The sequence below is a fragment of the Candidatus Omnitrophota bacterium genome (assembly GCA_028716165.1).
Lineage (GTDB): Bacteria > Omnitrophota > Gorgyraeia > JABMRG01 > JABMRG01 > JAQUQI01.
This window is the reverse complement of the sequence record JAQUQI010000007.1, coordinates 1-24,529: the sequence shown is the minus strand read 5'-3', so window position 1 is coordinate 24,529 and position 24,529 is coordinate 1. Positions and strand designations below refer to the sequence as shown.

Genomic DNA, 24,529 nt, shown 5'->3' with positions numbered 1-24,529 from the left:
CAGGGTGTCTCCAAATAGGACGCCTGCAATACTTCAAAAACTGGCATTTCAAATAAACCGTTTTTTTAAAAACGCAAATCCTGATCCGGATTTTAAATATCTTTCAAATTCAACAGCTTTTTTCTTCTGACTGAAAGTTATATATGTCGTTAATTCCCAAGGCCCATATTTACGACTATAAGATGATTTATCGGCATTATGCTCCTCTACTCGACGGGAAATATCTTCAGTCAGGCCGATATAAATTCTATCTGGATATTTTTTACTGATAAGTATATAAACTATATACATATTCGTTATTGTCCTACTTCGCCCTTCAACAAGCAATAGCCGGTAGGGCTACGCAGAGACATTCTGCTTCGCCAATTCCTGCGAAGCTCAAAGCTGAAAAGCTTTGAGCGAAGCAGAATGGCGGAGAGAGGAGGATTCGAACCCCCGAGACCCGTAAAGGCCTAATCGCTTTCGAGGCGACCGCTTTCAACCACTCAGCCATCTCTCCGCAACGCATACCTTTTTAAGCATCAAATAAAAAACTGATGCCAAACGGCATCAGTATAATAAGGTTCATCCCCATTAATTTGATCGCAAGGGTAGGGTATGCCCGTCCGGCAATGTATTTATACCAAAAAATAGCTCAAAAAGCAAACGAATTCCGGCCCGCGCATTATTAGTGAATACCTGACTGAAAGTTTTGAGGATACTTTACGCGGATAGGCCTCTCACTAGGCAAATCGCGGGTTCGCTGACAAAATCCTCGCTTTGCAATCAAATATGCTGGCGGAGGAGGTAGGATTCGAACCCACGGTACCTTTCGGTACAACGGTTTTCAAGACCGCCGCGATCAACCAGCTCTGCCACTCCTCCGCGTGATAATCTGATATTTAGCCTTTATAATATACCAAAGGCTCAAATTGTTGTCAAACCCAATCCCGGGAAAGCCTGCTATGCAAATTACAAGAACAGTTGTTTGAATATCTCCTTATATGCGTCCGCGGATATCATATAAGAGTCTTTTAAAAAATTGGAAAATACAAGGCCCTGAAATAAAAAACTTAATACAAAACCCACTACAACCAGATTAATAATATAAATCAAACATGCCGACAACGGGTAACCGGCATACTGGAGATCTGTCTGCCTGGTTTTCAAAAAATCAACGGTAAGAACTATATGAAAAGCCAGCGTAAAACCGGCGGCAAAAAGAAACCATCCCTGATAAGGCCCACTGCCTAAAACCCGTTCCGCGGCAAACCATAATAAAATTATTATTATCGTATATAAAGGAACAAAATAAGGGCTTAACGCGATAAACACATTATTCTTGGAAACCGACACACTGCCGCCTTTGGATGATATTTGTATGGACCTGACTTTCGCCCCTGTAAGCAAAGCGGCTATGGCATGCGTCAGTTCATGGCTTAAAACAAAAGGATACAGAGGCTTAATGACCAAGGCATGAAATACAAAATACGCGATAATACCAAATAAAAAATATTTTTGCTGATACAATGAAAAAATACTTAAGGTTGCAACGTGGCGGTATAAACTTAATGATACCCCGAAGCAGACCGGCAGTGCCAATACCCCGAGCGATATCTTCAATATCCTGGTTAACATGCCTTATTTTTTGTCGGGCTTTAAAAGCCTCTTTTTCCCCAAGTAAGGCCTAAGCGCGGCAGGGACATCCACACAGCCGTCTTTGCGCTGATAATTTTCTAATATAGCGATGATGAGCCTTGCCAGGGCCACGCCTGAACCGTTTAATGTGTGCACAAAATTAAGTTTATCGGTTTCAGGGTCTTTGAATTTGATATTGCCTCTTCGCGCCTGGAAGCTTTCAAAATTAGAACAACTTGATACCTCAAGCCATGCCCCCGCGCCGGGCGCCCACAACTCAATATCATAACATTTACTTGCCGCAAAACTTATATCGCCGGTGCATAAAAGCTGGACCCTGTAAGGAAGCTTAAGCGCCTGTAAAACATCTTCGGCATTATTCAAAAGTTTTTCAAGCTCGTCATATGATGTTTCAGGCCTGACAAATTTTACCATTTCAACCTTGTCAAATTGATGCACTCTTGAAAGGCCTTTGGTATCTTTGCCGTAGGAACCCGCTTCTCTTCTGAAACAAGGCGTATAAGCCGTGTAATATACAGGCAAATCACTGCCGTTTAATACAGAGTCCCTGTGTATATTAGTAACAGGCACTTCAGCTGTTGGTATTAAAAAAAGATCCTCATCTTTTAACCTGTACATATCATCTTCTAATTTGGGTAATTGACCTGTGGCGGTCATGCTTTGACGATTCACCAGGGCGGGGGGCCATATCTCTTTATACCCATGCTTTTGGGTATGCATATCCAGCATAAAGTTTATTAATGCCCTTACCATTTTCGCGCCATCACCTATAAAAAGTGAGAATCCGGCTCCCGAAAGCTTGGTTGATCGGACAAAATCCATAATATTCAAACTCTCGGCTAACTCCATATGATTTAATGGTTTAAATCTAAAATTAGGCAGTTTGCCCCATTGCTTAACTGTCTTATTAGAACTCGCGTCCAAGCCAATGGGTAGACTAGTATGGGGGATATTTGGGATTTGCATAATAATATCCGCTATACGAAGTGTCAAATCCCCCACTTTTTGGTCTAATTCTTTTATTTTTTGGGATACAATCTTCATTTCGGAAACTTTAGCCGCTGTGTCCTTGCCTGACCTTTTTAATATCGCTATCTCTTCAGATTCAATATTGCGGACATTCTTTAACCTGTCAGCTTCAGCCACAAGAGCCCTTTGTTCTTTGTCAAGGCACATAAGATGGTCTATATCTAAACGGCAATTTCTGTTCTTTAATGCCTCTTTTACCTTATCCGTATTCTCTCTTATAAACTTGATGTCAAGCATTTTCCATCCCGCCTTTCTCTAAAAATAATATTAATTAACAACTTATCCTTTGACTACGCCTAAAGGCCTCATCCTGCAAACTTTTTTTGATATACCGGACTGGACCACAACCGAGATAACATCATCTATATTTTTATAGGCATCGGGCGCCTCTTCTGATATAGTATTTTTATCAGATGCCATTAGCACAATACCTTTTTTATTAAGTTTTGAGATAATCTTTTCCGATACATAAAGCTCTGAAGCGGCTTTCCTTGATAATGCCCTGCCCGCTCCGTGGCAGGTGGTAGCAAATGTATCATCTACAGCCTTATCAGTGCCAAGCAATAAATATGAATATGAGCCCATGCTTCCCGGTATAATAACCGGCTGGCCGATTTTTCTATACTCCGCGGGCATTTCCTCGGGCCGCGATGGGCCAAAAGCTCTTGTCGCGCCTTTCCGGTGCACGCAAAGCATTTTCTCAACTCCGTCTACGATATGCTTTTCAACCTTTGCTATATTATGGGCAATGTCATATACGGCAAATATCCCTAATGACTTAAATGTCTGGGCAAAAACTTTTTCAAATACAAGCCGTATAAGATGCGCTATACACTGCCTGTTATTCCAGGCATAGTTCGCGGCGCACTTCATAGCCCCAAAATAAAGCTTGCCTTCTGTTGAACCAAAAGGCGCGCAGGCAAGCTGACGGTCGGGTATCTGGATATTGTATTTAGCAAGAACTTTTACCATCTCGCGCGAATAATCATCGCATATCTGATAACCTAAACCCCGCGAACCGGAATGTATCATTATGGTTATCTGATTTTTTGAAAGGCCGAATATGCCCGCGGCATGCGCGTCGTATATCTCATCAACCGCCTGTATCTCTATAAAATGGTTGCCGGAACCAAGCGTGCCCATTTGCGGCTTGCCGCGTTCATAAGCTCTGGGGGATACGGCATCCGGGTTGGCGCCCGGCATACAGCCATTTTCCTCCGTACGGGCAATATCCGATTCAATAGCATAGCCCTTGCAAAGCGCCCACTGCAAACCCTTTTCAAATATCTGTGCTTCTTCTTTTGCCGTTACCTTGATATCGCCTTTTGAGCCTATGCCTAATGGTATAGCGCGATAAAGTCCATTGACAATATCACACAGTTTCGGCCTTATATCATTCTCAAAAAGCGAGGTCTTTAAAAGCCTTATACCGCAATTTATATCAAAACCTACCCCGCCTGGCGATATTATTCCTCCCGCGTCAATATCTGTCGCGGCTATACCGCCTATGCTAAACCCATAACCCCAGTGTATATCGGGCATAGCCAATGAATATTTGACAATACCCGGCAGCATAGCTACATTAGCAACTTGCCGCAGAGCATTGTCGTTTTTGGCCGCCTCAATCAATTTAGCGCCGGCATATACCAAGCCGTCTACACGCATCCCCTTGATACTGTCTTGCGGTATAAGCCAACGATTACTGTCTATCCTTCTAAGAGGCCCGTCATAGCGTGAAATCATAAATACCCTTTGAAGGCCTTATTGCGCTTATTTTTACTTAAAAAATAATCATCCTTGAACATATTATACATCAAATATAATATCCGTATGAAATTTGTTGTTTCTTTTAATTATTTTTAAGTTGTGGTAGGTGACCGCTTTGATCTCGCGTTTTAAACGGTGACGGGAGCTCAAGCACCTCTCTCCGCTGACCCTGGATAATATATCTGTCTTATTTAACCTGATAACATTAAATTCGGCAAGTAACAGGCCTTTGCCGTGAAAACAATACAAAAGTTCAGACAGCCAATTCCTTAAAAGTTCATCCCTGTCCATACCTTTAGACCTTATAAAAAAAGACCTTACCGGCCGGACCAGGCTGACATCGGATATGATGTCATACATGGCAAACGCGGAATTAGTAAAGAGGCTTTTGATATCACGCCCCCAAACTCTTATACCTAAATCCGACGTATGCTCTATATACTTATAGCATTTCATGCAGTAAGTATATCAAAATCAAGGCGCTCAAGTCAATCGCGGCGGGGATAAAACTACGCGGCATTACCTATGGCTTTTATAACTTTAAAAATAGATTTTATGCGCGCGAAGGAAACTTTTGGGTTGGCATTTTTAACATTGTCAATGTTTCTGATGACGGCGCAACAGCCTTTGGTAATATCATGGCTGTTAAATATGTTTTTCTTATCAAGATCAACGGGCTGTTTATTTTTTACGCTCTTTTCATAGTACTGTATAATATCGGGATTGTTGGTGCCAAGGCCTTCTTCGTACATTCTTAAAGGAACTATTATCTTTCCTGCCCCCATAGAAACAGCTATCTTTTCCTCATAATCCAGGACTTTTTCTACAAAATCCCCCACATTTATATTGCGCGTAAATTCAACCCGCGGGGATAATCCCCTGTCAATCATTACCTTTTCACCGTCAATAGAATTAAACATTAATAATGTCCCGCCTAAAATTTCTCCCAGGTCTTCATCTACAAAAAAAAGCGGTATCACGTCGGGATTGTTTTTGATGATATCGGGAGTGTCTACCCAGCACATATCCGAGTAATAACCTATATATTCGGCTATCCAGCCGCGGCATGGATATACCCCAATCCTTTTCTTAAAACACGGACTATTTCTGTTAAACCGGTTTATTTCATCTTTAAAAGTCGCGGGATTAAGGTGCTTGAGCAGTGCCTTGCCGACTTCAATATCAGCGTTAGAAAGCAAATCCTGCTTGAGAAATATATCCGTAAATTCAACAAATCTAATTATGTTATCAAGCGTCAGAACGGACACATTCGGAAGGCTGAAATATTTTTCCCACTTGGCATTATTATAAAATGCCGCCATAAACAGTGCCTGCCTGAATAACGGCCTGGCAGGCTTTATATCACTTAACACATTGAGTTCAGGGGCTTCTAAAAAAATCAGGGGCAGAACCGGGTTGTGTTGGTAATGAATAAGGTGTTGTTTGGCTTTATTAAATAAATCCAGTCTTTGCCTGATGTTTGATAAAGCCTGTTGGTTAATTAATTCCCCGCGCGCCTTGTCGGACAGCTTGCTGATTTCATCATCAGCAAGCTCAATAAGTAAGCTGATAATCCCGGAATAAGGGCCGCCGGCATTATTCATATTGCTTGCGGCGGATATAGCGGTATGCGCGGCATCTATCATATCCTTATAATATTTTCGTGCCGGCGGGGAAAAGGATTGCGCACTATTGGTCAATACCTCTATAGTAATAGGCGCGGGAATATTCCGTGCCAGGGGTTTTATCTTTCCGTCATCCCGGTTTTTTTTAAAATCATAATAAATTTCTTCAAATCCTTTTTTACCTCTTCCAGCAAAATCACTTATATCAAATCTTGTGATCGCTTTCAAAAGAATGCTTGTCTCTTTTTGACTTATATCAACACCTTCGGGCAGGGTATCGCTGAATATACAGCTATAAAGATTATCATATGTTTGCCGGATTTTGCTAAAACCTTTTTGCGCGATTATATTGCTCCACACCATATCCGGGGTTAAGGCATCCATAAGCCTGATAAGGGCCCTGACAAAATGCTCTCTCTCGTCTACCGCGGATAAAATAATATCCAGATAATCTGTTTTATTATTTTTTAACGCACAAGACAGTCCGGAATAGATAAAATACAGCGTTTTTTCATCCCGGGCCTGCGTCATATCATTTAATATAAAGGCTATCTTATTTATTCTTTTATAGCAGGTGCTGTCTTTTAACATATCCAGCGCGATATAACCCGCGTCATTTAAATCGTCAAAAATATAACATTTGTTTATATAACTTAATATATCATCATAGCCTATTCCGGGAAGATTTTTATTTATAATAGATTGGATAACCGGCAAAATGGCATAAGAATTTTTTTCCATAAAACATATGTCAATAGCATCTTTCAGCTCGCGTGCGGTAATGCCCGTTATGCCGCTATCTACCAACAGAGACAATAGACGCCCCGCACTATATAAAAGACCCATAGAAAACATTTCGGAAATACTTGTTTTAATATCATCAATACTTACGGATGATATACCGTTTTTTACTGCCTGCATAGCGATAATTCCACCATCAAAATATTCTCTGCCGCGGAAACATCCGGATACACACTTACTGACATAATCATCCTCTACCCCCGGCACGCCGCGTTTAATAGCCTCTACCGCTAGAAGGCCCGCGGAGTAGTATTTACCCAACGAAAAATCATATTCAATAATATCCCTTACGCTGTCAGCCGTTACGCCGGGTATACTATTATTAAAAGCCTCAATAGCAACCATTCCGGCATCATAAGACATTTGCTTCTTACGGCATCCCGCGACAACACTATCAATCTCTTTTGCCGTCACATTGCCCATTTTATTAGTCAGTATATAAATAATTAACTGGCTCGCGCTAAAATCTTCATCAATACAACCTTGGATGCCTTTCTTTATATAAGGCCAAAAATCACCGGGCATATTATTTTTTTGAGCTTCAAGCGCTATCATGCCGGCGTCAAAAGGGGAACCATACTCAAAGGACATCTCAATCCAATTTATTATCTCATCGCTTTTTATGGCCGCGGCAGGTTCTCGCATGGAATCTATTATAAACTTGCGGGCAAATGCCACCTGATTTTGTTTAAGACACACTTCTATTGATCTGCGTATATTATCAGGCGATATCCCGGGTATTTTTGCCTTTAACGCCTCTAATGTCATTTGGCCGGCAACAGAAAACAAGTTACTTTGCAAACAGCCTTCTATGCTCTTTTGCACATAGTCTGTGTCAACGCGGTAATTTTTCTTAAAAGCTTCAATAGCTATATATCCTGAATGAAACGCGGAATCCGCGCAAAAACATTCGGCAATCCACTTGTTAATCTGTCCAGGCGTAATACCCGGAATATTATTTTTTATTGCTTCAATCGTCAATAGGGCCGCGTGATTATAAAAACCTCTCTGCAGGCTTTCGCTTATGCTTCTAAAAACAGCTGATAAACTGCCTATCTCTTTCCCTAACGCCTGACGGGACATCTCATCACGGGGCATTTCCTTGTCAAGCCTTTTTAAAATAGAGGTAAAAAGTTCGGATTGTTTATCGGTTCGGTTATACGCTGATGGAATCTGCTCCTGCCGCAAACCTAAGTCTTCATTGGCCGCATGAGAAGATATCGGACGAAGGGTATTGATACCGGCAGAATATTGATAACTGCCGCTGATATAATGAATATGGTTATCGGTCAAAAAAACAATTACTACGAATAATACAAATATACGTTTTAGCATAAATAAAACCTTAGAGGATTATACAGATAGCTATTTTTGGATAATGGGTTAAAATAAATGATTAGAATATGTTTTTAAAAGTATATCATAACTAATGTACAAAGTCAATACCAAATTGTTTCATATTAATGTCAAGGCACGCCATAAAATATATCATTATTTACGCGGTATCATAAAAATAGATGCGAGATATAGGCCGTGTCACAATATCCCTGCCCATATTTCGCATCTTTATAAATGGTACCCCGCGTTGGACTCGAACCAACGACTCACGCCTTAAAAGAGCGTTACTCTACCATCTGAGTTAGCGGGGCATATACAGTTATATAGTCAATCTTCTTAAGTGTTACTTTTACAGCCCTCAAACCTCTAATAATTCCTTATCCTTTTGTTGAAGGATATTTTCTATTTCCTTTATATATTTATCCGTAAGCCTTTGCACATCTTCCTGCGCCTTAAAGGCCTCGTCTTCTGAAGCAAGCTTATCTTTTTCAAGCTTTTTGGCAGACTCATTAGCATCGCGTCTTATCGTGCGTATAGACACTCTGCTGTCTTCAGCCATTTTTTTTGTGATCTTTATCAGCTCTTCACGTCTTTCTTCTGAAAGAGGCGGTATACTGACACGTATGACTTTACCATCATTGACAGGCATAGAACCAATATTACTCTGCTGAATGGCTTTAGCTATTTCAGGCAGGCTTGCCGGATCCCATGGCTGAATTATTATAAGCTTTACATCAGGTGCTGATATATTGGCAAGCTGTTTCAGCGGCGTCTGCGTGCCGTAATAATCCACGTGTATGCCTTCTACAAGAGAAACGGATGCCCTGCCGGTCCTGACAGAGGCAAACTCCCTCTTTGCCGCTTCAACCGCTTTCTTCATCTTATCTTCAGCGCTTTTCACGACCTCTTTTACGGTATTCATCTATTCTGCCCCCCTGACAACAGTTCCTATCTCTTCCCCTTTTACGGCTCTCTTGAGATTGCCTTCCTTAAATAAATCAAAAACAACTATAGGTATTTTATTGTCCATGCATAAGCTAACAGCGGTGGCATCCATAACCTTGAGTTGTTTGTTCAAAAGGTCTATATAATCCAAACGCGCGTATCTTTTAGCTGATTTGTCTTTCAGCGGATCGGCAGAATATATACCGTCTACTTTTGTCGCCTTAAATATAATATCAGCCCCTATCTCTGTTGCCCTTAACGCTGCTGTTGTATCCGTGGTAAAATAAGGGTTCCCGATGCCGCAGACAAAGATAACAACCCTTTTCTTTTCCAAATGCCTGATGGCCCGCCTTCTTATATACAATTCGGCTATTTGGCGTATCTCAATGGCTGTCTGCAGCCGCGTAAATACGCCCTGCTTTTCAAGCGCGTCCTGTAATGCCATGCCGTTTATAGCCGTGGCAAGCATGCCCATATAATCAGCTGTTGATTTATCCATGCCGCTTTTGGACGCCTGCGCGCCCCGCAATATATTGCCTCCTCCGATAACAATGGCGGTTTCAATGCCCATATCGTGGACTTGCTTTATCTGCGATGCTATTGAGCGGGTCGTCGGAATATCAATACCATAACCGCTCTTGCCCTGTAATGACTCACCGCTAAGCTTAAGAACTATTCTTTTATAAGTAAGCTTGGCATCCTTTTTCATGCGACCTGGCCCAGTTGATACCGGGTAAACCTTTTGACAACAATGTTTTCGCCGGTTTTAGCTATTAATCCGGTAAGCAGGTCTTTAATAAAAATTTTCTGGTCTTTTATATACGGCTGTTCAAGTAAACATACTTCCTGATAATAGCTGTTCAGTTTGCCTTCTATTATTTTTTGCAAAGCGGCAGCCGGTTTGGTTTTGTTCTGTTCCTGTATTATGTCCTTCTCTTTTTCCAGGATATCACCGGGCACATCGTCCCTTGATATATAACTTGGCGCGGTGGCGGCTATCTGCATGGAAAGTTCTTTTACGAAATTTTTAAAATCGCTGTTCCGCGCGACAAAATCCGTTTCACAATTAACCTCAAGCAGAACACCTATTTTATTGTTTGTATGTATATAAGAAACTATCAGGCCTTCTTTTGCCGCTCGTGACGACCTTTTGCTTGCAAGGCTGATGCCTTTTTTGCGCAGTATCTCTATCGCCTTTTCCATATCTCCGCCGGCTTCAGACAAGGCCTTCTTGCATTCCATCATTCCAGCGCTTGTTTTTTCTCTAAGTTGTTTTACTTTATCCAGCATTTTGACATTCCTTTCCAGAACTATTTATCGTCTTCGCTCTTTTCTTCAGCTTTAGCTTTAGCATTAGCCTGTTTCTTCCTGCCTTCCATAACGCTATCGGTCAGCACTGTAAGGACCAATTGTATCGCCCTGATAGCATCGTCATTACCCGGTATGGGAAAATCCACGCTGTCTGGATCAGAATTTGTATCTATCAAAGCTACAATAGGTATACCCAGCCTCCGGGCCTCCCTAACGGCCGTCTCCTCTTTTTTAGGATCAATTACAATAACAACACCGGGCAGTTTTTTCATATCAGCTACGCCGGAAAGGTTTTTATTAAGCTTGGCCCACTCTTTTTCAAGGGCTGATCTCTCCTTCTTCGTAAGCGCGTCCATGCCGAGGCCTTCCTTCATGGCCTCTATTTCCTTCATCCGCTTTACGCTGCTGCGAACAGTCGTAAAATTGGTCATCAGCCCGCCAAGCCATCTTTCCGTTACGGAAAACATCCCACATCTTTGCGCTTCGGACAAAACGGCCTCTTTGGCCTGTTTCTTTGTTCCGACAAACAGGACATTTTCGCCGCGCGCTACGGCTTCATTTATAAATTTACACGCGTCTTCAAGCCTTTCAGCCGTCCTTTCAAGGTTAATAATATAGATACCGTTACGCTGTCCAAATATAAACGGCGCCATCTTGGGATTCCACCTTTTTGTCTGATGCCCAAAATGGACCCCTGCCTCTAAAAGCTGTTTCATTAAATCCGTAACCAAAATAAGCCTCCTCGCTCCTGCGCTATTACAAATTCCTTTTCAATCGGAACATAGCGCTTGTATTATCCCCATTTTTCATTAAGACGCAATCATTTAAGGGGATAGATTTATTTACCGGCAATTGCGCCTGGCGTTTTGCCAGAATATTGAAATCGGAGATAGATTATATCACAAAATACATAACTTGCAACAAAAATGTCAAAATTGAACTGCCAACCATTAAAAAGGGTTGTTTTAAGGGCATATCGGCGTGTTTTGCGGCTTCAACTATATTTTTAAACAACGCATTTGCTTTTGGCCTATCGCGCTTATTTTAAACTCACCGGGTATCTGCCGCAAGTATAATTTTTACCTTCCGGGCAATAACCCAGTCTTTCACATACTGCGCCCGCCTTTGCGAATATCTCGGGGATGTTTTTCCTGCATATTGCAAGCATGGCGTTTGCCAAAGCCCTTATCTCCCATTGGGCCCTTGCGCAGCAACGCTGACTGAAAAAATGCAAAAGCTGCCTGCAGTTCATGGAAAAGACTATCATGGTTTCTGCCGCTTGAGGAAGAACAAACCTGGCATCTTCCGAGGCTTTTCCTTTTTCAACGCGGCCTTGTAATAATTTGATTATTTTGCCATAATCTCTTTGGGCATTTTTCATTGACCTTATAAATATTTTCTTGGCCACGGCGGTTTTTTCAATGGAAGCCGGCATAATAAAATTAAAGTCCCGGCCAGGCACATACCTTTGGCTCTGCTGTGAATACGAAGCCAGCCTGTGCCGGACAAGCTGATGTGATAATGCCCGCGACACGCCTTTTATTGAAAAAGTTAATGTAACGTGTTCAAGCGGGCTTTCGTGGCCCGAAGACACTATTCTTTTGATAAAATCTCTCTTTTGCGGGCTTGAAATACTCTTATCATTATATATGTCCGCCGCGTATTTTTTTGAATAACACTGTCTGGCCGCGGAATAAATAACCGACAGCGCGTCGGGGGTAACTGCCAACAGCTTAACTGCCGCTTTGACTCCTTTCATTCAAACCCTCCTTTTTGGCATATCTATATCGTATGGCAAAAAAATAAAATCCCGGCTTAAATGCCGGGATTACGCCATAACCGCTTGGCCCCTTGCCCGCGCCTGTGATATTCTTCCGATAGCTTACGCGCTTTTTTCCGGAAAAAGAGCTTGTTAAAAACCGGCAAACTGCATGTTATAAAGTTTACTATAAAGGCCTTTTCTGGCGATAAGTTCTTCGTGCTTTCCCGCGTCCTCTATCCTGCCGGCCTGCATAACAATAATCTTATCCGCGTGCTTTATTGTAGAGAGCCTGTGGGCAACGACAAAAACCGTTCGGCCGCGCATTAACCTATCTATGGCCTCCTGCACCAATTTTTCTGATTCGGAATCAAGCTGTGATGTGGCTTCGTCAAATATAAGTATAGGCGGATTTTTAAAAACCGCTCTTGCTATTGCCAGCCGTTGTTTTTCGCCGCCTGAAAGCTTAAATCCTTTTTCGCCAATTACCGTATTGTATTTATCAGGCATCTTCATTATAAAATCATGGGCATTGGCGGTCTTCGCCGCCTCTATTGCCGCGTTAATGTCGGCATCCTTTTTGCCGTAAGCTATATTTGCCAGGACCGTGTCGTTAAAAAGTATTGTATCCTGGGTCACCAGGCCTATATTATCTATGAGAGACCGCAATTTTATGTCCCTTATATCAATCCCGTTTATAGATACCCTGCCCCGGTTAGGATCATAAAAACGCGGCAGAAGATTAACAAGGGTAGTCTTGCCAGACCCGCTTGGCCCCACAAAAGCTATCACTTCGCCAACTCTGGCTTTAAATGAAATGCCTTTTAAGGCATCAGCCTGCTTATCAGAGTATCTAAACCAGATATCGGAAAAAACAATCTCGCCTTTGATGTCACCGAGCGCACGAGCATCTTTTTTATCTTCCACGGCGATCTTTTCATCAAGGATTTCATACACCCTATGGGCCGCGGCCAGGGCCTGCTGGTTAATATTATGGACCCTGCTCAACCTATTAATAGGCTTTGATAGTGACAGGACCGCCAAAGCAAAGGCTGTCAATGTCCCTATGCTCATACTGCCTGTGATTACCTGCTGTCCTCCGAGCCACAGTATGCCCATAGCCGATACCATTGTCACTAATTCTGACAATGGGCTTACTGCCAGTATCCTCTTATTGGATTTCATTACCATTCTCTTCAGGCGCTCATTCTCTTGCCTGAATTTTTCCCTTTCATATTCTTCCATAGAAAAACCTTTTATCACTCTTATCCCGGATATGGCCTCATATAATATATTACTCATACCCGCCATGGATTCCTGGTGTTTTCTGCTTATCTGCCTGACGCGCTTGCCGATATATATCAAGGGAACGATTATAACGGGTATTACAACAAAAGCAAAAAATATAAACATCATATTGATCCGGAAAAAAATCGCTATATAGATTACCATGATAAGAGAGAAGACAAACTGCAGTGACTGCCAGATAAGGTCGGTTAATCCTTCCGAGGCGGCATCCTGGATAATCGTCGTGTCATGGGTAATGCGTGAAACAAGAGTGCCCGTGCGCGAATTGCTGTAAAAATTCATTGAAAGCCTTAAGAGCTTATCATACAAGAGATTTCTTATATCGCGGGTAACCCTCTGGCTTACCTCCCGCATAAGATATTGCTGGCAATAAAGAAACACGGCCCTTAGGGTAAAAGAGACTATATAAAAAACAATAAGAATTTCAAAAAGCCTCATTCTCGGCATATTGTTCACCCATAATACCGCCTCTGATATAAAATTTGGTATATTCTTACCGGTAAGCACTATATCCTTGCCCATCATCACCTTATCAATGAACGGTATAAACCCTCCTAATGACAGGGGCTGAATCAATGACGACAATATCATGAATACGGTAGCATAGGCTAATACCCATAAATGCGACCTTACATATCCTATAAGCCTTAAATAACTCTTCATATCGGTTTGCCCTTGGCGAAACGGATTACTAACGCGGCTGATAATTTTATTTTTTTCTAAACAAATCAGTGTATTTTATCATAGCTATTTGGGCTTGTCGAGCCAAATGCCCAAAACACCAAAAACTTGAGAGAATATATGGAAAATAACAACGCTTAGTGGGCCTGTCTAAGCCTGGTATCGCGGCAATATTGCCGCGACTGCGCTAAACCCCTTAAAAAAACCGGCAGGAGACGGTTATTTAAAACGCTTAATTCGGCCTTACTATTGTATTTTTTATATAATGTTTAACGGAATCCGCCATCTCATAGAGGTCTTCGGCTTTATATGGCTTAAGTGACATGAAGCCGGGGTTGAGAGTGTCTCTTGGCACAAATTGCTGGATGCAGTATTTCCGCGCTTTTCTGATTTCTCTTGCTATATCAAGAATATTATTTTTATCAATTATTCCCGGGACTACGGTTGTCCGGAATTCGTGCTCAAGGCCGGAATTTATTATAATATCTTTTGACAGAATTATATCATCTATATTTACATTGACATTTACCGCGCGGCTGTATTCTTTCCCGCGCAATGGCGCCTTAATATCCATTGCCACATATTCAATAAGGCCGTTTTTTATGATCTTTTCAAGCAATACCGGGTTTGAACCGTTCGTATCCAGTTTGACCGGAAACCGGAGTTCTTTTATTTGATTGATAAGGTCTATAAGGGCCTGCTGATGGAGGCACGGCTCTCCTCCCGTTATGACAACCCCGTCTATCCAGCCTGATTTTTTAGACAGATACTCCGCGATGCGCTCAAACGGTATTGTATCTATATCGTCAAAACCATCCACAAGCATTTTGGAATGGCAAAAACCGCACCTGAAATTACACCTGCCTAAAAATATTATACAGGCTATATTTCCGTCCCAATCCGTAAGAGTGGATTCCTGAAAACCCTTTATAAGGGCCTGGGGCCTGGTATGAAACATAAAAATAAGCGTCCGAAACTCTGCCTATCGCAGGTAAGCGGCAAAGTCTTCCGTCCTGGGAACTTCCCCGTCCCACCTGGCCAGCACCTGGTCTTCTTTTTCTATAAGAGTAGTGGGAATTTTCAAGACATTGTTGTAGGCGCCTTCCGTCATGCCTTCCACAGTATCAAGATCGTGGAATTCCAACGCGGCGTTTGAAGGGTTATTATTTTTTTTAAGATAATGGTTTATTTTATTTTTTGTTGTCTCGCATTTGGCACAGTTATTTTTTCCAAAAACTTTTATCTTCATAATCGTCACGCCTTTCCTTACACCGCGTAGTTTGCCGGGTTCTGCCTTCTGTCCTCAAGCTCTCCCAATTTAGATTTATTCCAATTATTTATACGGCTATAATAACCTACTATACGCGTCATACCGTAAACATCATCTGAACCGCAGGCCCTGCAGGCATCGCGCAGGCCATTGTCCCTTTTATGGCAGGAATTGCATATGGTAAATTCCGGCGATATGGTAAGCTGGGCCGCCTGGGTCTTCTGAAATGTCTTTTCCAGAAGCTTCATTATTGCCTGCGGGGAAGGCAATCTTTCCCCCACGAAAGCGTGTATAATAGCGCCTGACTCTATAAGCGTGTGGAATTTTGATTGTTTCTGTATCCTTGTGATCAGGTCTACGGGAGCGTTTGCCGCAAAGTGTATGGAATTAGTATAATAATACATGTCGTTTGCCATATCGCCTTTTATGACATTGGCCGCTTCTTCAGGATATTGCCTCAAATCCACCTTGGCCAATCTTCTTGCCGCGCTTTCCGCCGGTGATTCTTCAAGTGAAAATTTCAAACCAAGCCTCTTCTCCGCTTCTTTTGCCTTGAAATACATATACGATACTATTTTGATGCCGAGCTTAAAAATCTCCTCATCATCGTGAAGCTGTTTACCGGTCAAGTGTTGAAGACATTCATTAAGACCCACCAGGCCTATTATATATGTGGCCTTATCAAGGTCTATATACGGCCTGCCGTCAAGAGCGAGTTTTCCTACTTCCCACATAGGCAAATGCGGTTTTGACATTAGCCGGCTTATAAAATCTTTTTTCTGGACATGCGCTTTTATGGCAAGTTCCATACACCTGTCCACTTCTTTGTAAAACGCTTCTAAATTGCCTCTGCCTGAACGATACGCGGCCTGCGGAAGGTTTATTGTTATGTTTTGGAAACCGCAAAATCGCATGGATTCCGGGTGCTCTATCATATAATTGTCTCTTATTTGCGTTCTCAAACGGCAGCAAGCGGAAAGCGTTACCTCGTCTCTGTCAAAAACAAAATAGGGCGCGCCGTTTTCGCTTGCTATCTGGCAGGCGTATTCCAACAGCTGTCTCTGACTGGGATCACTAAACGTGTCGGCGCTGATATGCAAATCGCATTTAGGAAAAGCGAAAGGCCTGCCAAATTCATCACCGTCACGCCAAACGCTAAGCATGGCCCTGGCAAAACGCTGCGCGATTTCTTCATAATAACCATATGTTTTACCGGTATATTTTCCATCCGGCCCGATAGCCGGTATATTTTTCAGGTAATTAGGCACACCCGTATGTATGTTATGGTCTATAAAAAGGCTCTGCCCGCCCCTGGAAAAAGCGTTTTGGGAAGCTGAAAATATAAGATGCTGGGCCTCCTGGCGCATCTGTTTATCGGTCATGTCTCCGACATAGGGCGCGTACATAATATTAACATAGGCAACACCCAGAGCTCCGGCATAATATGCCTGCATACTGGCTAAAAACGTATTGAGATGGCCGGTAAGCGTCCTGGCGTGTTTCGCGGGCGCGCTTTGCGTGTCAAGATTACCCAGATGCAGTCCGTATTTTTTCAGGTATTCAAGGGAATGTGAAGAACAATAAACCCTGGTTGGATAACCGAGATCGTGCAGGTGTATCTCCCCTTTCAGATGGGAATCCGCTATATCCTGTGAGAATATCCTTTCAAGAGCGTATTGCTTAAGTACCGTTTCGGCTATGGCCAGGTTTATGGCCTCGGGATTATTTGAATTAATATTAGCGTTTTCATTACTCTTGGAGAATATAAGCGTCTCCAGGTCATACACAGGCATACCTATCGCGGCCTGTTTCTTAAGGGTCTTATTTAATCCTCTGGTAAAAAGCTCATTATCTACCAATTCCCTTATAAGGCTTGTTGATATTTGGCTGATATCCGAATTGACTATTTTATGCTCAACCGCTGACGCTATCTCATTGGACAGTTCCATGCTCAAACCAGCTTCTTTCCGGAGAGCTTCAGCAACCTTATTCTTATCCCATAGCACTACTTCATCTTTTGCCAGGGGCGTAACCATTAAAGATATATCAGTGGAATTATTTTCCTGCCGCACTTTTTTTCTTACGCGCAGGTTTTCCCTGGCCCGGGCCCTGTTTTCCCTGTATAGTATATAAGCCTTCGCTGTCTTGGCGTGGCCTGTTTCAATAAGCACCTTTTCAACAGCATCCTGTATCTGTTCTATGGCCGGTATTTGAGAGGTAAATTTTTTTCTTAAGTATAGTGTAACGGCCGAGGCAAGTTCTTCTGCCATTTCCCTGTCCTCTCCCCCGACTGAAAGAGCCGCTTTAAAAATAGCGTCCGCGATTTTGCTTTTGTCAAAAGCAACCAATCTACCGTCTCTTTTGGATATAACGTCAAAATACCCTTGCCGGACACCCGCACTGCTTGACTGCTCTACGCTCATCCCTTACCCCCTTTTGCCAAGACATATTTTAGTTCCTTCATAAATTCCGTAACATCCTTGAATTCTCTGTAAACAGAAGCAAATCGCACATAGGCCACTTCATCAATCTCATGGAGCCTGCTCATGACCATCTCTCCTATATGCGATGATTTTATTTCTTTTTCATTTTTTCGCTGGAGCTGTCTTTCAATGTTATCCACGAGGCTTTCAATCCTGTCCGCGCTAACAGGCCTTTTCTCGCAGGATTTCAATATGCCCGATATAAGTTTATTACGGTCAAAAACCTGTCTTTGGCCGTTTTTTTTCACCACTATCAAAGGCATATCTTCTATATGCTCATACGTGGTAAAACGCCTTTGGCACCTGGCGCATTCCCTTCTCCTTCGTATGGCGTCATTTTCCGAACTCGCCCTTGAATCCACTACCTTGTCTTCTTTATAACCGCAATAAGGGCACTTCATTTTCCCGCCTGGCATAAAAACCGTTAATTAAAAAACACATTATATAGTAGTGTGAGAAAATATACACCCTATATATTGTATTGTCAAATACCGTGATAAGGCTGATTATAGTAATTTAATGCGGAAATTGCCCTTAAACACCCAAAATCTTCTGTTTTCTCTGTTTTTTAATATGAGCTATCTTGATACCGGCCTCTTTCAAAAAACCTTCCGCCATCTGGTCGGAATAACTGTCAGCAGCAACTATTTTTTTTATGCCGGCATTAATAAGCATCTTCGCGCATATGGCACAGGGCATATTCGTGCAATATAAAATAGAGCCTTTAAGGCTAACCCCGTGCAAGGCCGCCTGTATAATCGCGTTCTGTTCCGCGTGCAATCCTCTGCATAATTCGTGCCTTTGCCCTGACGCTATGTTGAGCTTTTCGCGTATACAACCTGCCTGGCGGCAATGCTTGATGCCTTTGGGCGCGCCATTATAACCTGTTGAGAGTATATGTTTGTTCTGAACAATTACCGCGCCGACTTTACGCCTTAAACATGTCGCCCTTCTGGAAGCAAGTATTGCCAAATCCATAAAATACGTATCCCAATCAGGCCTCATATCACTAACAGCTCTTATCCTGTCGTGTTTTTTACCTTTTCTTTTCATTTTTTCACCTTATACACAGGGAATTTTTTTGTAAGCCTTGATACCTCTTCTTTGATATCCTTGATCCTGGCTTCATTTGTAATGTGGGATAAGACATCATCTATCAAGCGCGCGATTTTTTTCATCTGCGGCTCTTTCATTCCCCTTGACGTAAGGGCTGGGCTTCCTAATCTTATGCCGCTGGCCACGAGAGGGGGCTGGGAGTCGTATGGTATCAGGTTTTTATTAACCGTGATACCCGCCCTGTCAAGAGCAGCGGAAGCATCTTTACCTGTTACCTGTCTTGAACAATAAACATCAACTAAAACCATATGATTATCTGTGCCGCCTGAAACTATCCTGTATCCAAGATTTTTTAACTCTTCGGACAGAACAAAGGCATTTTTCAAAGTTTGTATCTGCTTGCGCTTAAACCTTTGTGTGGAGGCCTCTTTAAAAGCAATGGCCTTAGCCGCGATTATGTGCATCAACGGCCCTCCCTGCAATCCCGGAAAAACAGTATAATCCACCTGTTTGGCAAAGTCTTTTCTGCAAAGTATAAATCCGCTCCTTGGCCCGCAAAGTGTCTTATGGGTGGTGCTTGTGACAAACTCCGCGTATTCTACGGGATTGGGATGGCAACCGCCTGCTATAAGCCCTGCAATATGCGCCATATCAACCATAAGCAAGGCCCCTGTTTTATCGCATATATGCCTTAACCTGTCAGGATGTATGGTTCTTGGATACGCGCTGGCACCTGCTATCAAGAGCCTTGGTTTGTGTTTTTCGGCAAGGGACAATATATTATCATAATCAAGCCTTTCGGTTTTCCTATCCACTCCGTAAGGTATTATATTAAAATACTTGCCTGAAAAATTCAAAGGATGTCCGTGTGTCAGATGCCCGCCGCAGGCAAGGTCCATTGCCAAAATAGTATCACCGAATTTTAGCTGGCTGAACAAAACAGCCATATTGGCGCTTGAGCCTGAATGCGGCTGAACATTGGCATGTTCAGCTTTATAGAGGCTCTTTGCCCGCTCAATGGCAAGAGACTCTACAACATCAACATGCTCGCAACCACCATACCACCGCCTGCCCGGATAACCTTCGGCATATTTGTTCGTAAGAACCGAGCCCTGCGCCTCCATAACAGCCTGCGTGGCATAATTCTCGCTGGCTATAAGCTCAAGATTGTCCTGCTGTCTTTCGCGTTCATTAATAATAGCATTATATACCTGTCTGTCCGTATTTTTTATAAACCCCATCTCGCGCGTTCTCCCTTGTTATAAAATCAAAGTGACCGGACCCATTACTTAAAAACCTTCGTCTCAATCTTTTTTATCTGCCTGACGCGCCGGGCATGCCTTCCCGCTAACGCGCTTGTCTTAAGCCAGGCGCAAAGCATTGATCTGACAGTGCTTTTTTTAACATATAAAGCGCCCAGCACAAGCATATTGGCGTCATTGTGTTCGCGGCTGGACCTGGCCTGGGCAACATTAAAACATAATGCGGCGCGGACACCTTTTACTTTATTAGCAACTATTGAATTGCCTATTCCGCTTTTGCATATCGCTATACCCCTGTCCACTTTCTTCGCGCCGACAAGGCCTGCTACGGCAAAACTATACTGCGGATAATCGCAGTCATCCGGGTTGAAACAGCCCACATCCACAACACAGTAATTCCTCTTTTTGAGGTATTCAATGATATCTTTTTTCAACTCAAAACCGCCATGGTCCGAACCTATCGCTATCCGCATATGCCACCTCTTACACGCTCGGCCACTTTTTTTGTGGCTTTCTTTATGTTATCCCGGACGGCCCTATACACATCAAGCGGTTGGCCTATCGGGTCATCAATATCAGAAACACCATTTCCGATACCCGCAAATTCATTATAAAGAAACACCCTGCCTTCAGCATAAGGAGCTTTTTTTAACACGCCTTCTTTATGCGAAGAGGTCATGACAAGAATAATATCCGCCGACCTTGCCAGGGCCTGCGAAAAAGATTTTGTAAGATAAAAAGATATATCAATACCCTCTTCGCGCATGGCCTCAACAGCAGTTCTGGTAGGAGGCATGCCGTCAATAGCGGATAACCCCGCTGAAAAAACCATAAATCCTTCTTTGGGATCAAGATATTTTTTTAAAAACCCTTCCGCCATAGGGGACCGGCAGGCGTTTCCTGTGCAGACTATAAGGACCTTTTTAATATCATTTGTCATAACCTAAAAACCGGGTTAGCTGCCGGGACAAGGCACCGTGACGTAATATCTTAAAATGTGAACGCGTACAGTCAAGAACGGTTGAGGCCGTGCCTTCGGCTATTGTGCCATCGTCTACGATAATATCTATAAGCCCGTCAAATGTATTGCCTACTTCTTCGGCGGAAACGAGCTCTTTTTTGCCGGACATATTCGCGCTTGTGACAAAAACAGGAAAATCGGACGCGGCAATAATTGAAAGCGCGGCCTTATTATCGGGCATACGAAAACCTGTTTTGCCGGCGGAAGTTTCCAAAAGAACTGTAAGTGGCCCGGGCCAGAATCTATTTAACACACGGTTAATTTTGCCGTCAAGGCTTATGCCATAGCCTAAAAGCTTGGCTATCTTGTCAACCTGAACAACAAACGGCTTGTCTAAAGGCCTGCGTTTAAGTTTATACAATCTCCTGACAGCCTCTTTATTGGCGCCACTGCAAGCCAGCCCAAACACGGTCTCCGTCGGAATTGCCGCTATCGCGCCTGATTTTAAAAGCAAGGCGATTTCGCGCGTTTTACGTCCATAATCGCTTTTGCCGTTTAAATCTATCGTCCTGGTAATCATTTTTTCAAAGCAGACTTTGCCAAAGCAATCTTATGGCCATCCAATTTGGTTCTTAAACTATTGTCGTTTAAAGCTAATATCTCTATCGCGAGCACAGCGGCGTTTATAGCGCCCGCTCTGCCTATCGCCATGCACGCGACAGGAATGCCCGAGGGCATCTGCACGGTAGAAAACAAAGAATCCAGCCCCCCCAGGGCTTTCGTATCCATGGGCACACCTATAACCGGTAATGTTGTATGAGCGGCCGCAACTCCGGCAAGGTGGGCCGCACCCCCTGCCGCCGCTATTATCAGCTGATAATTGTTCTTCCGGGCATTAGAGGCAAATTCTATCGTCCGCTTAGGCGTCCTATGGGCCGATAGTATCCTGACATCGGCATTAATACCAAATCCTTTTAATGTATCAACGCAATTCTTCATAATTTCCATATCCGAATTGCTTCCCATTACCACGGCTACTTTGTGTTTTTGCGCCATTTTATCCGCCCTCCGGCCTTGCTTTATTCAGCCCCTCGCGAAACCGCTTTAAACCCGATATCTTTTCTAAAGTGCATTCCCTCAAAAGCAATAAGGCCAGCCGCGGCATAGGACTTTCTTATCGCCGCATCAATAGTGTCAGCCATTGCCGTTACGCCTAAAACGCGTCCGCCGCTTGTTGTAATAACAAAAGATTGCCCGTCGGTGGAAGATAACCTTGTGCCGGCATGAAAAATAAAAACATCCTTTATAGTGCCTGCCTTATTTAACCCTGATACCGGTAAACCTTGTTTATACGGGCCAGGATACCCGCCGGATGCCAATACTACGCTTACACACGGGCGCGGGTCAAAATCAATCTTAAAATTACCGAGTTTATTATCAAGCGCCGCCTCAAAAATATCCACTAAGTCCGTCTTCAATCTCGGCAGTATCGCCTGCGTCTCCGGGTCTCCAAACCTGACATTAAATTCAAGCACATAGGGCGTTTCGCCTATTATCATCAGGCCTATATACAGAACACCTTTATAAGGGTTTCCTTCAGATCTAAGCCCGTCAAGCAAAGGACGTATTATATCATTTTCTACTTTTTTAATAATTCCATCTGTCGCGACAGGCGCCGGGGAATAGGCTCCCATGCCGCCGGTATTAGGGCCTTTATCATTATCAAAAACCCTTTTATGGTCTTGGCTGGTCGGAAACAATACATAATCCCTGCCGTCGCTTACAAGGATAATAGAGGCCTCTTCCCCTTTCAGGCACTGTTCAATTATAACATTTTCTCCGGCAGGGCCGAATTCTTTATCCAGCATAATGGACTTTACGGCGGACAGTGCCTGCTGTTTCGTGCCGGCTACGATAACACCCTTGCCGGCGCAAAGCCCGTCAGCTTTGATAACAATGGGAAGCGGCGATGATTGTATATGCTTCTCGGCAAGGGCGGGATCATTGAAAATAGCAAAATCCGCGGTTTTGATGCCAAACCGTTTCATTGCTTTTTTGGCAAATACCTTGCTTGACTCAAGACGTGCTGATGCCTTATCAGGGCCGAATATCCTTAACCCCCGTTTATTAAAAGCGTCAATTATGCCTATTGTTAGAGGGGCTTCGGGGCCTACAACGGTAAGTTCTATTGATTTGGATACGGCAAAATCAAGCAGGGCATTAATATCGTCGTATTTTATATTAACGCACTCGGCTATTTCCGCTATGCCGCCATTGCCCGGCGCGCAATACAGTTTACTAATCCTGCGGCTTTGTGCCAATTTCCAGCACAGGGCATGTTCCCTGCCGCCCGAACCTATTACAAGCACTTTCATAAAAACATATACCTGTTATCGGGTTAATAAAAAATATTTTAAATATTTTGCCTTTGCCGGCGATGCCTGCTCATAACAAAAACGTGAAAACGGCCTGCAAAAACCTTATATTAGCTTGACCCTGGATTGGCCTTTTGCTATCTGGCCTATTACAAACGCTTTTATGCCAAAGGCCTTTAAAATCCGGCATGCGTCTTTAGCGTGTTCCGGATTGACCACAACAATCATGCCGATACCCATATTAAAGACGCGATACATCTCGCTGTCTTTAATTCCGCCTTTTTTCTGGATAAGTTTAAAGATATCGGGCACCTGCCATGAGTTCTTGGCTATAAAAGCGCAAAGCCCTTTGGGAATTATCCGTGATACCTTGTCCTCATAAGCGCCCCCTGTAATGTGCGCTATACCCTTAAGCGTTATCTTTTCCTGGACGGCGAGCAAGGGCTGGGTATATAAAAGCGTGGGAGCCAGAAGGCTATGCTTAAGCCGTTTGATCTGGCGGAGCGAAAATACCTTTCTTATTAACGAATATCCGTTTGAATGGGGCCCGCTTGACTCTAAACCGAGTATTATATCGCCTTTCTTGATGCGCGAGCCGTCTATAATGTCCTTTTTGTTTACCACGCCCACGCAAAAACCCGCGAGGTCATATTCTCCCGCGTCATACATGCCGGGCATCTCGGCCGTTTCACCTCCGACAAGCGCGTATCCGGATTGCCCGCAGGCCGCGACGATAGACTTTACCACGTTTGTCAATACACCCGTCTGTAATTTTCCTGTAGCGATATAATCAAGGAAAAACAAGGGCCTTGCTCCCGTCGTAGCGACATCATTAACGCACATGCCTACCAGGTCAAAACCTACTCCGGAATGCATATTTAACGCCTGGGCTATCATAAGCTTGGTCCCGACGCCATCGG

The 24,529-nt window shown here is 43.3% G+C and carries 24 protein-coding genes and 3 tRNA genes; all 27 read right to left on the bottom strand.

Annotation, left to right across the window (positions count from 1 at the left end):
* Nucleotides 1-48: 48 nt before the first annotated feature.
* Nucleotides 49-291, bottom strand: coding sequence for a GIY-YIG nuclease family protein (locus PHV77_04620; GenBank protein ID MDD5504579.1), 243 nt, complete (start codon nt 289-291; stop codon nt 49-51).
* Between the two features lie 118 nt (nt 292-409).
* Nucleotides 410-499 (bottom strand) — tRNA-Ser (locus PHV77_04615).
* A gap of 276 nt (nt 500-775) precedes the next feature.
* Nucleotides 776-864: transfer RNA gene (locus PHV77_04610), tRNA-Ser, on the bottom strand.
* Between the two features lie 87 nt (nt 865-951).
* Nucleotides 952-1,617, bottom strand: a complete 666-nt coding sequence (locus PHV77_04605) for a M50 family metallopeptidase (GenBank protein MDD5504578.1) — start codon at nt 1,615-1,617, stop codon at nt 952-954.
* Between the two features lie 3 nt (nt 1,618-1,620).
* A complete protein-coding gene (gene serS / locus PHV77_04600; protein MDD5504577.1) occupies nt 1,621-2,904 on the bottom strand; it encodes a serine--tRNA ligase in 1,284 nt (427 codons plus the stop codon).
* Nucleotides 2,905-2,946: 42 nt separating this feature from the next.
* Nucleotides 2,947-4,410: an RtcB family protein gene (locus PHV77_04595; protein MDD5504576.1), complete on the bottom strand. Its 1,464-nt coding sequence runs from the start codon at nt 4,408-4,410 to the stop codon at nt 2,947-2,949.
* A 63-nt stretch (nt 4,411-4,473) separates the two neighbouring features.
* Nucleotides 4,474-4,890, bottom strand: a complete 417-nt coding sequence (locus tag PHV77_04590) for an archease (GenBank protein MDD5504575.1) — start codon at nt 4,888-4,890, stop codon at nt 4,474-4,476.
* A gap of 53 nt (nt 4,891-4,943) precedes the next feature.
* Nucleotides 4,944-8,195: a hypothetical protein gene (locus PHV77_04585; GenBank protein ID MDD5504574.1), complete on the bottom strand. Its 3,252-nt coding sequence runs from the start codon at nt 8,193-8,195 to the stop codon at nt 4,944-4,946.
* A 238-nt stretch (nt 8,196-8,433) separates the two neighbouring features.
* A tRNA-Lys gene (locus tag PHV77_04580) sits at nt 8,434-8,509 on the bottom strand.
* A gap of 47 nt (nt 8,510-8,556) precedes the next feature.
* On the bottom strand, nt 8,557-9,120 hold the full coding sequence (gene frr / locus PHV77_04575) for a ribosome recycling factor (protein ID MDD5504573.1): 564 nt from the start codon (nt 9,118-9,120) through the stop codon (nt 8,557-8,559).
* The gene (gene pyrH, locus PHV77_04570; GenBank protein MDD5504572.1) at nt 9,121-9,852 is read right to left on the bottom strand and encodes a UMP kinase; all 732 of its coding nucleotides are present in this window, start codon (nt 9,850-9,852) and stop codon (nt 9,121-9,123) included.
* Entirely contained in the window at nt 9,849-10,433 is a 585-nt protein-coding gene (gene tsf / locus PHV77_04565; protein ID MDD5504571.1) for a translation elongation factor Ts, read from the bottom strand. The genes pyrH and tsf overlap by 4 nt, the downstream gene beginning before the upstream one ends.
* A gap of 20 nt (nt 10,434-10,453) precedes the next feature.
* Nucleotides 10,454-11,185, bottom strand: a complete 732-nt coding sequence (gene rpsB / locus PHV77_04560) for a 30S ribosomal protein S2 (protein ID MDD5504570.1) — start codon at nt 11,183-11,185, stop codon at nt 10,454-10,456.
* A 308-nt stretch (nt 11,186-11,493) separates the two neighbouring features.
* Nucleotides 11,494-12,213 carry an FAD-dependent thymidylate synthase gene (thyX, locus tag PHV77_04555; protein ID MDD5504569.1) on the bottom strand — a complete coding sequence of 240 codons (720 nt, stop codon included), beginning with the start codon at nt 12,211-12,213 and terminating at the stop codon, nt 11,494-11,496.
* Nucleotides 12,214-12,366: 153 nt separating this feature from the next.
* Nucleotides 12,367-14,184, bottom strand: coding sequence for an ABC transporter ATP-binding protein (locus tag PHV77_04550; GenBank protein MDD5504568.1), 1,818 nt, complete (start codon nt 14,182-14,184; stop codon nt 12,367-12,369).
* A 250-nt stretch (nt 14,185-14,434) separates the two neighbouring features.
* Nucleotides 14,435-15,160 carry an anaerobic ribonucleoside-triphosphate reductase activating protein gene (locus PHV77_04545; GenBank protein MDD5504567.1) on the bottom strand — a complete coding sequence of 242 codons (726 nt, stop codon included), beginning with the start codon at nt 15,158-15,160 and terminating at the stop codon, nt 14,435-14,437.
* A gap of 24 nt (nt 15,161-15,184) precedes the next feature.
* Nucleotides 15,185-15,451 (bottom strand): thioredoxin family protein, encoded by a 267-nt coding sequence (locus tag PHV77_04540; GenBank protein MDD5504566.1) that lies wholly within the window; start codon nt 15,449-15,451, stop codon nt 15,185-15,187.
* 17 nt (nt 15,452-15,468) lie between these two features.
* Nucleotides 15,469-17,895: an anaerobic ribonucleoside-triphosphate reductase gene (gene nrdD, locus PHV77_04535; protein MDD5504565.1), complete on the bottom strand. Its 2,427-nt coding sequence runs from the start codon at nt 17,893-17,895 to the stop codon at nt 15,469-15,471.
* The gene (nrdR, locus tag PHV77_04530; GenBank protein ID MDD5504564.1) at nt 17,892-18,356 is read right to left on the bottom strand and encodes a transcriptional regulator NrdR; all 465 of its coding nucleotides are present in this window, start codon (nt 18,354-18,356) and stop codon (nt 17,892-17,894) included. The genes nrdD and nrdR overlap by 4 nt, the downstream gene beginning before the upstream one ends.
* Before the next feature lie 133 nt (nt 18,357-18,489).
* On the bottom strand, nt 18,490-18,960 hold the full coding sequence (locus PHV77_04525; protein MDD5504563.1) for a cytidine/deoxycytidylate deaminase family protein: 471 nt from the start codon (nt 18,958-18,960) through the stop codon (nt 18,490-18,492).
* A gap of 44 nt (nt 18,961-19,004) precedes the next feature.
* The gene (locus PHV77_04520; GenBank protein ID MDD5504562.1) at nt 19,005-20,252 is read right to left on the bottom strand and encodes a serine hydroxymethyltransferase; all 1,248 of its coding nucleotides are present in this window, start codon (nt 20,250-20,252) and stop codon (nt 19,005-19,007) included.
* Nucleotides 20,253-20,296: 44 nt separating this feature from the next.
* Nucleotides 20,297-20,746, bottom strand: a complete 450-nt coding sequence (gene rpiB, locus PHV77_04515) for a ribose 5-phosphate isomerase B (protein ID MDD5504561.1) — start codon at nt 20,744-20,746, stop codon at nt 20,297-20,299.
* Complete coding sequence (locus PHV77_04510; protein ID MDD5504560.1) at nt 20,737-21,213, bottom strand: low molecular weight protein arginine phosphatase; 477 nt, start codon at nt 21,211-21,213, stop codon at nt 20,737-20,739. Before PHV77_04510 ends, rpiB begins: the two co-directional genes overlap by 10 nt.
* Nucleotides 21,203-21,814 (bottom strand): L-threonylcarbamoyladenylate synthase, encoded by a 612-nt coding sequence (locus tag PHV77_04505; GenBank protein ID MDD5504559.1) that lies wholly within the window; start codon nt 21,812-21,814, stop codon nt 21,203-21,205. The genes PHV77_04510 and PHV77_04505 overlap by 11 nt, the downstream gene beginning before the upstream one ends.
* Nucleotides 21,811-22,290 (bottom strand): 5-(carboxyamino)imidazole ribonucleotide mutase, encoded by a 480-nt coding sequence (gene purE / locus PHV77_04500; GenBank protein MDD5504558.1) that lies wholly within the window; start codon nt 22,288-22,290, stop codon nt 21,811-21,813. The genes PHV77_04505 and purE overlap by 4 nt, the downstream gene beginning before the upstream one ends.
* Before the next feature lie 23 nt (nt 22,291-22,313).
* Nucleotides 22,314-23,609 (bottom strand): phosphoribosylamine--glycine ligase, encoded by a 1,296-nt coding sequence (gene purD / locus PHV77_04495; GenBank protein MDD5504557.1) that lies wholly within the window; start codon nt 23,607-23,609, stop codon nt 22,314-22,316.
* A gap of 105 nt (nt 23,610-23,714) precedes the next feature.
* The coding region (gene purM, locus PHV77_04490; GenBank protein ID MDD5504556.1) for a phosphoribosylformylglycinamidine cyclo-ligase at nt 23,715-24,529 on the bottom strand (815 nt) is incomplete at its 5' end.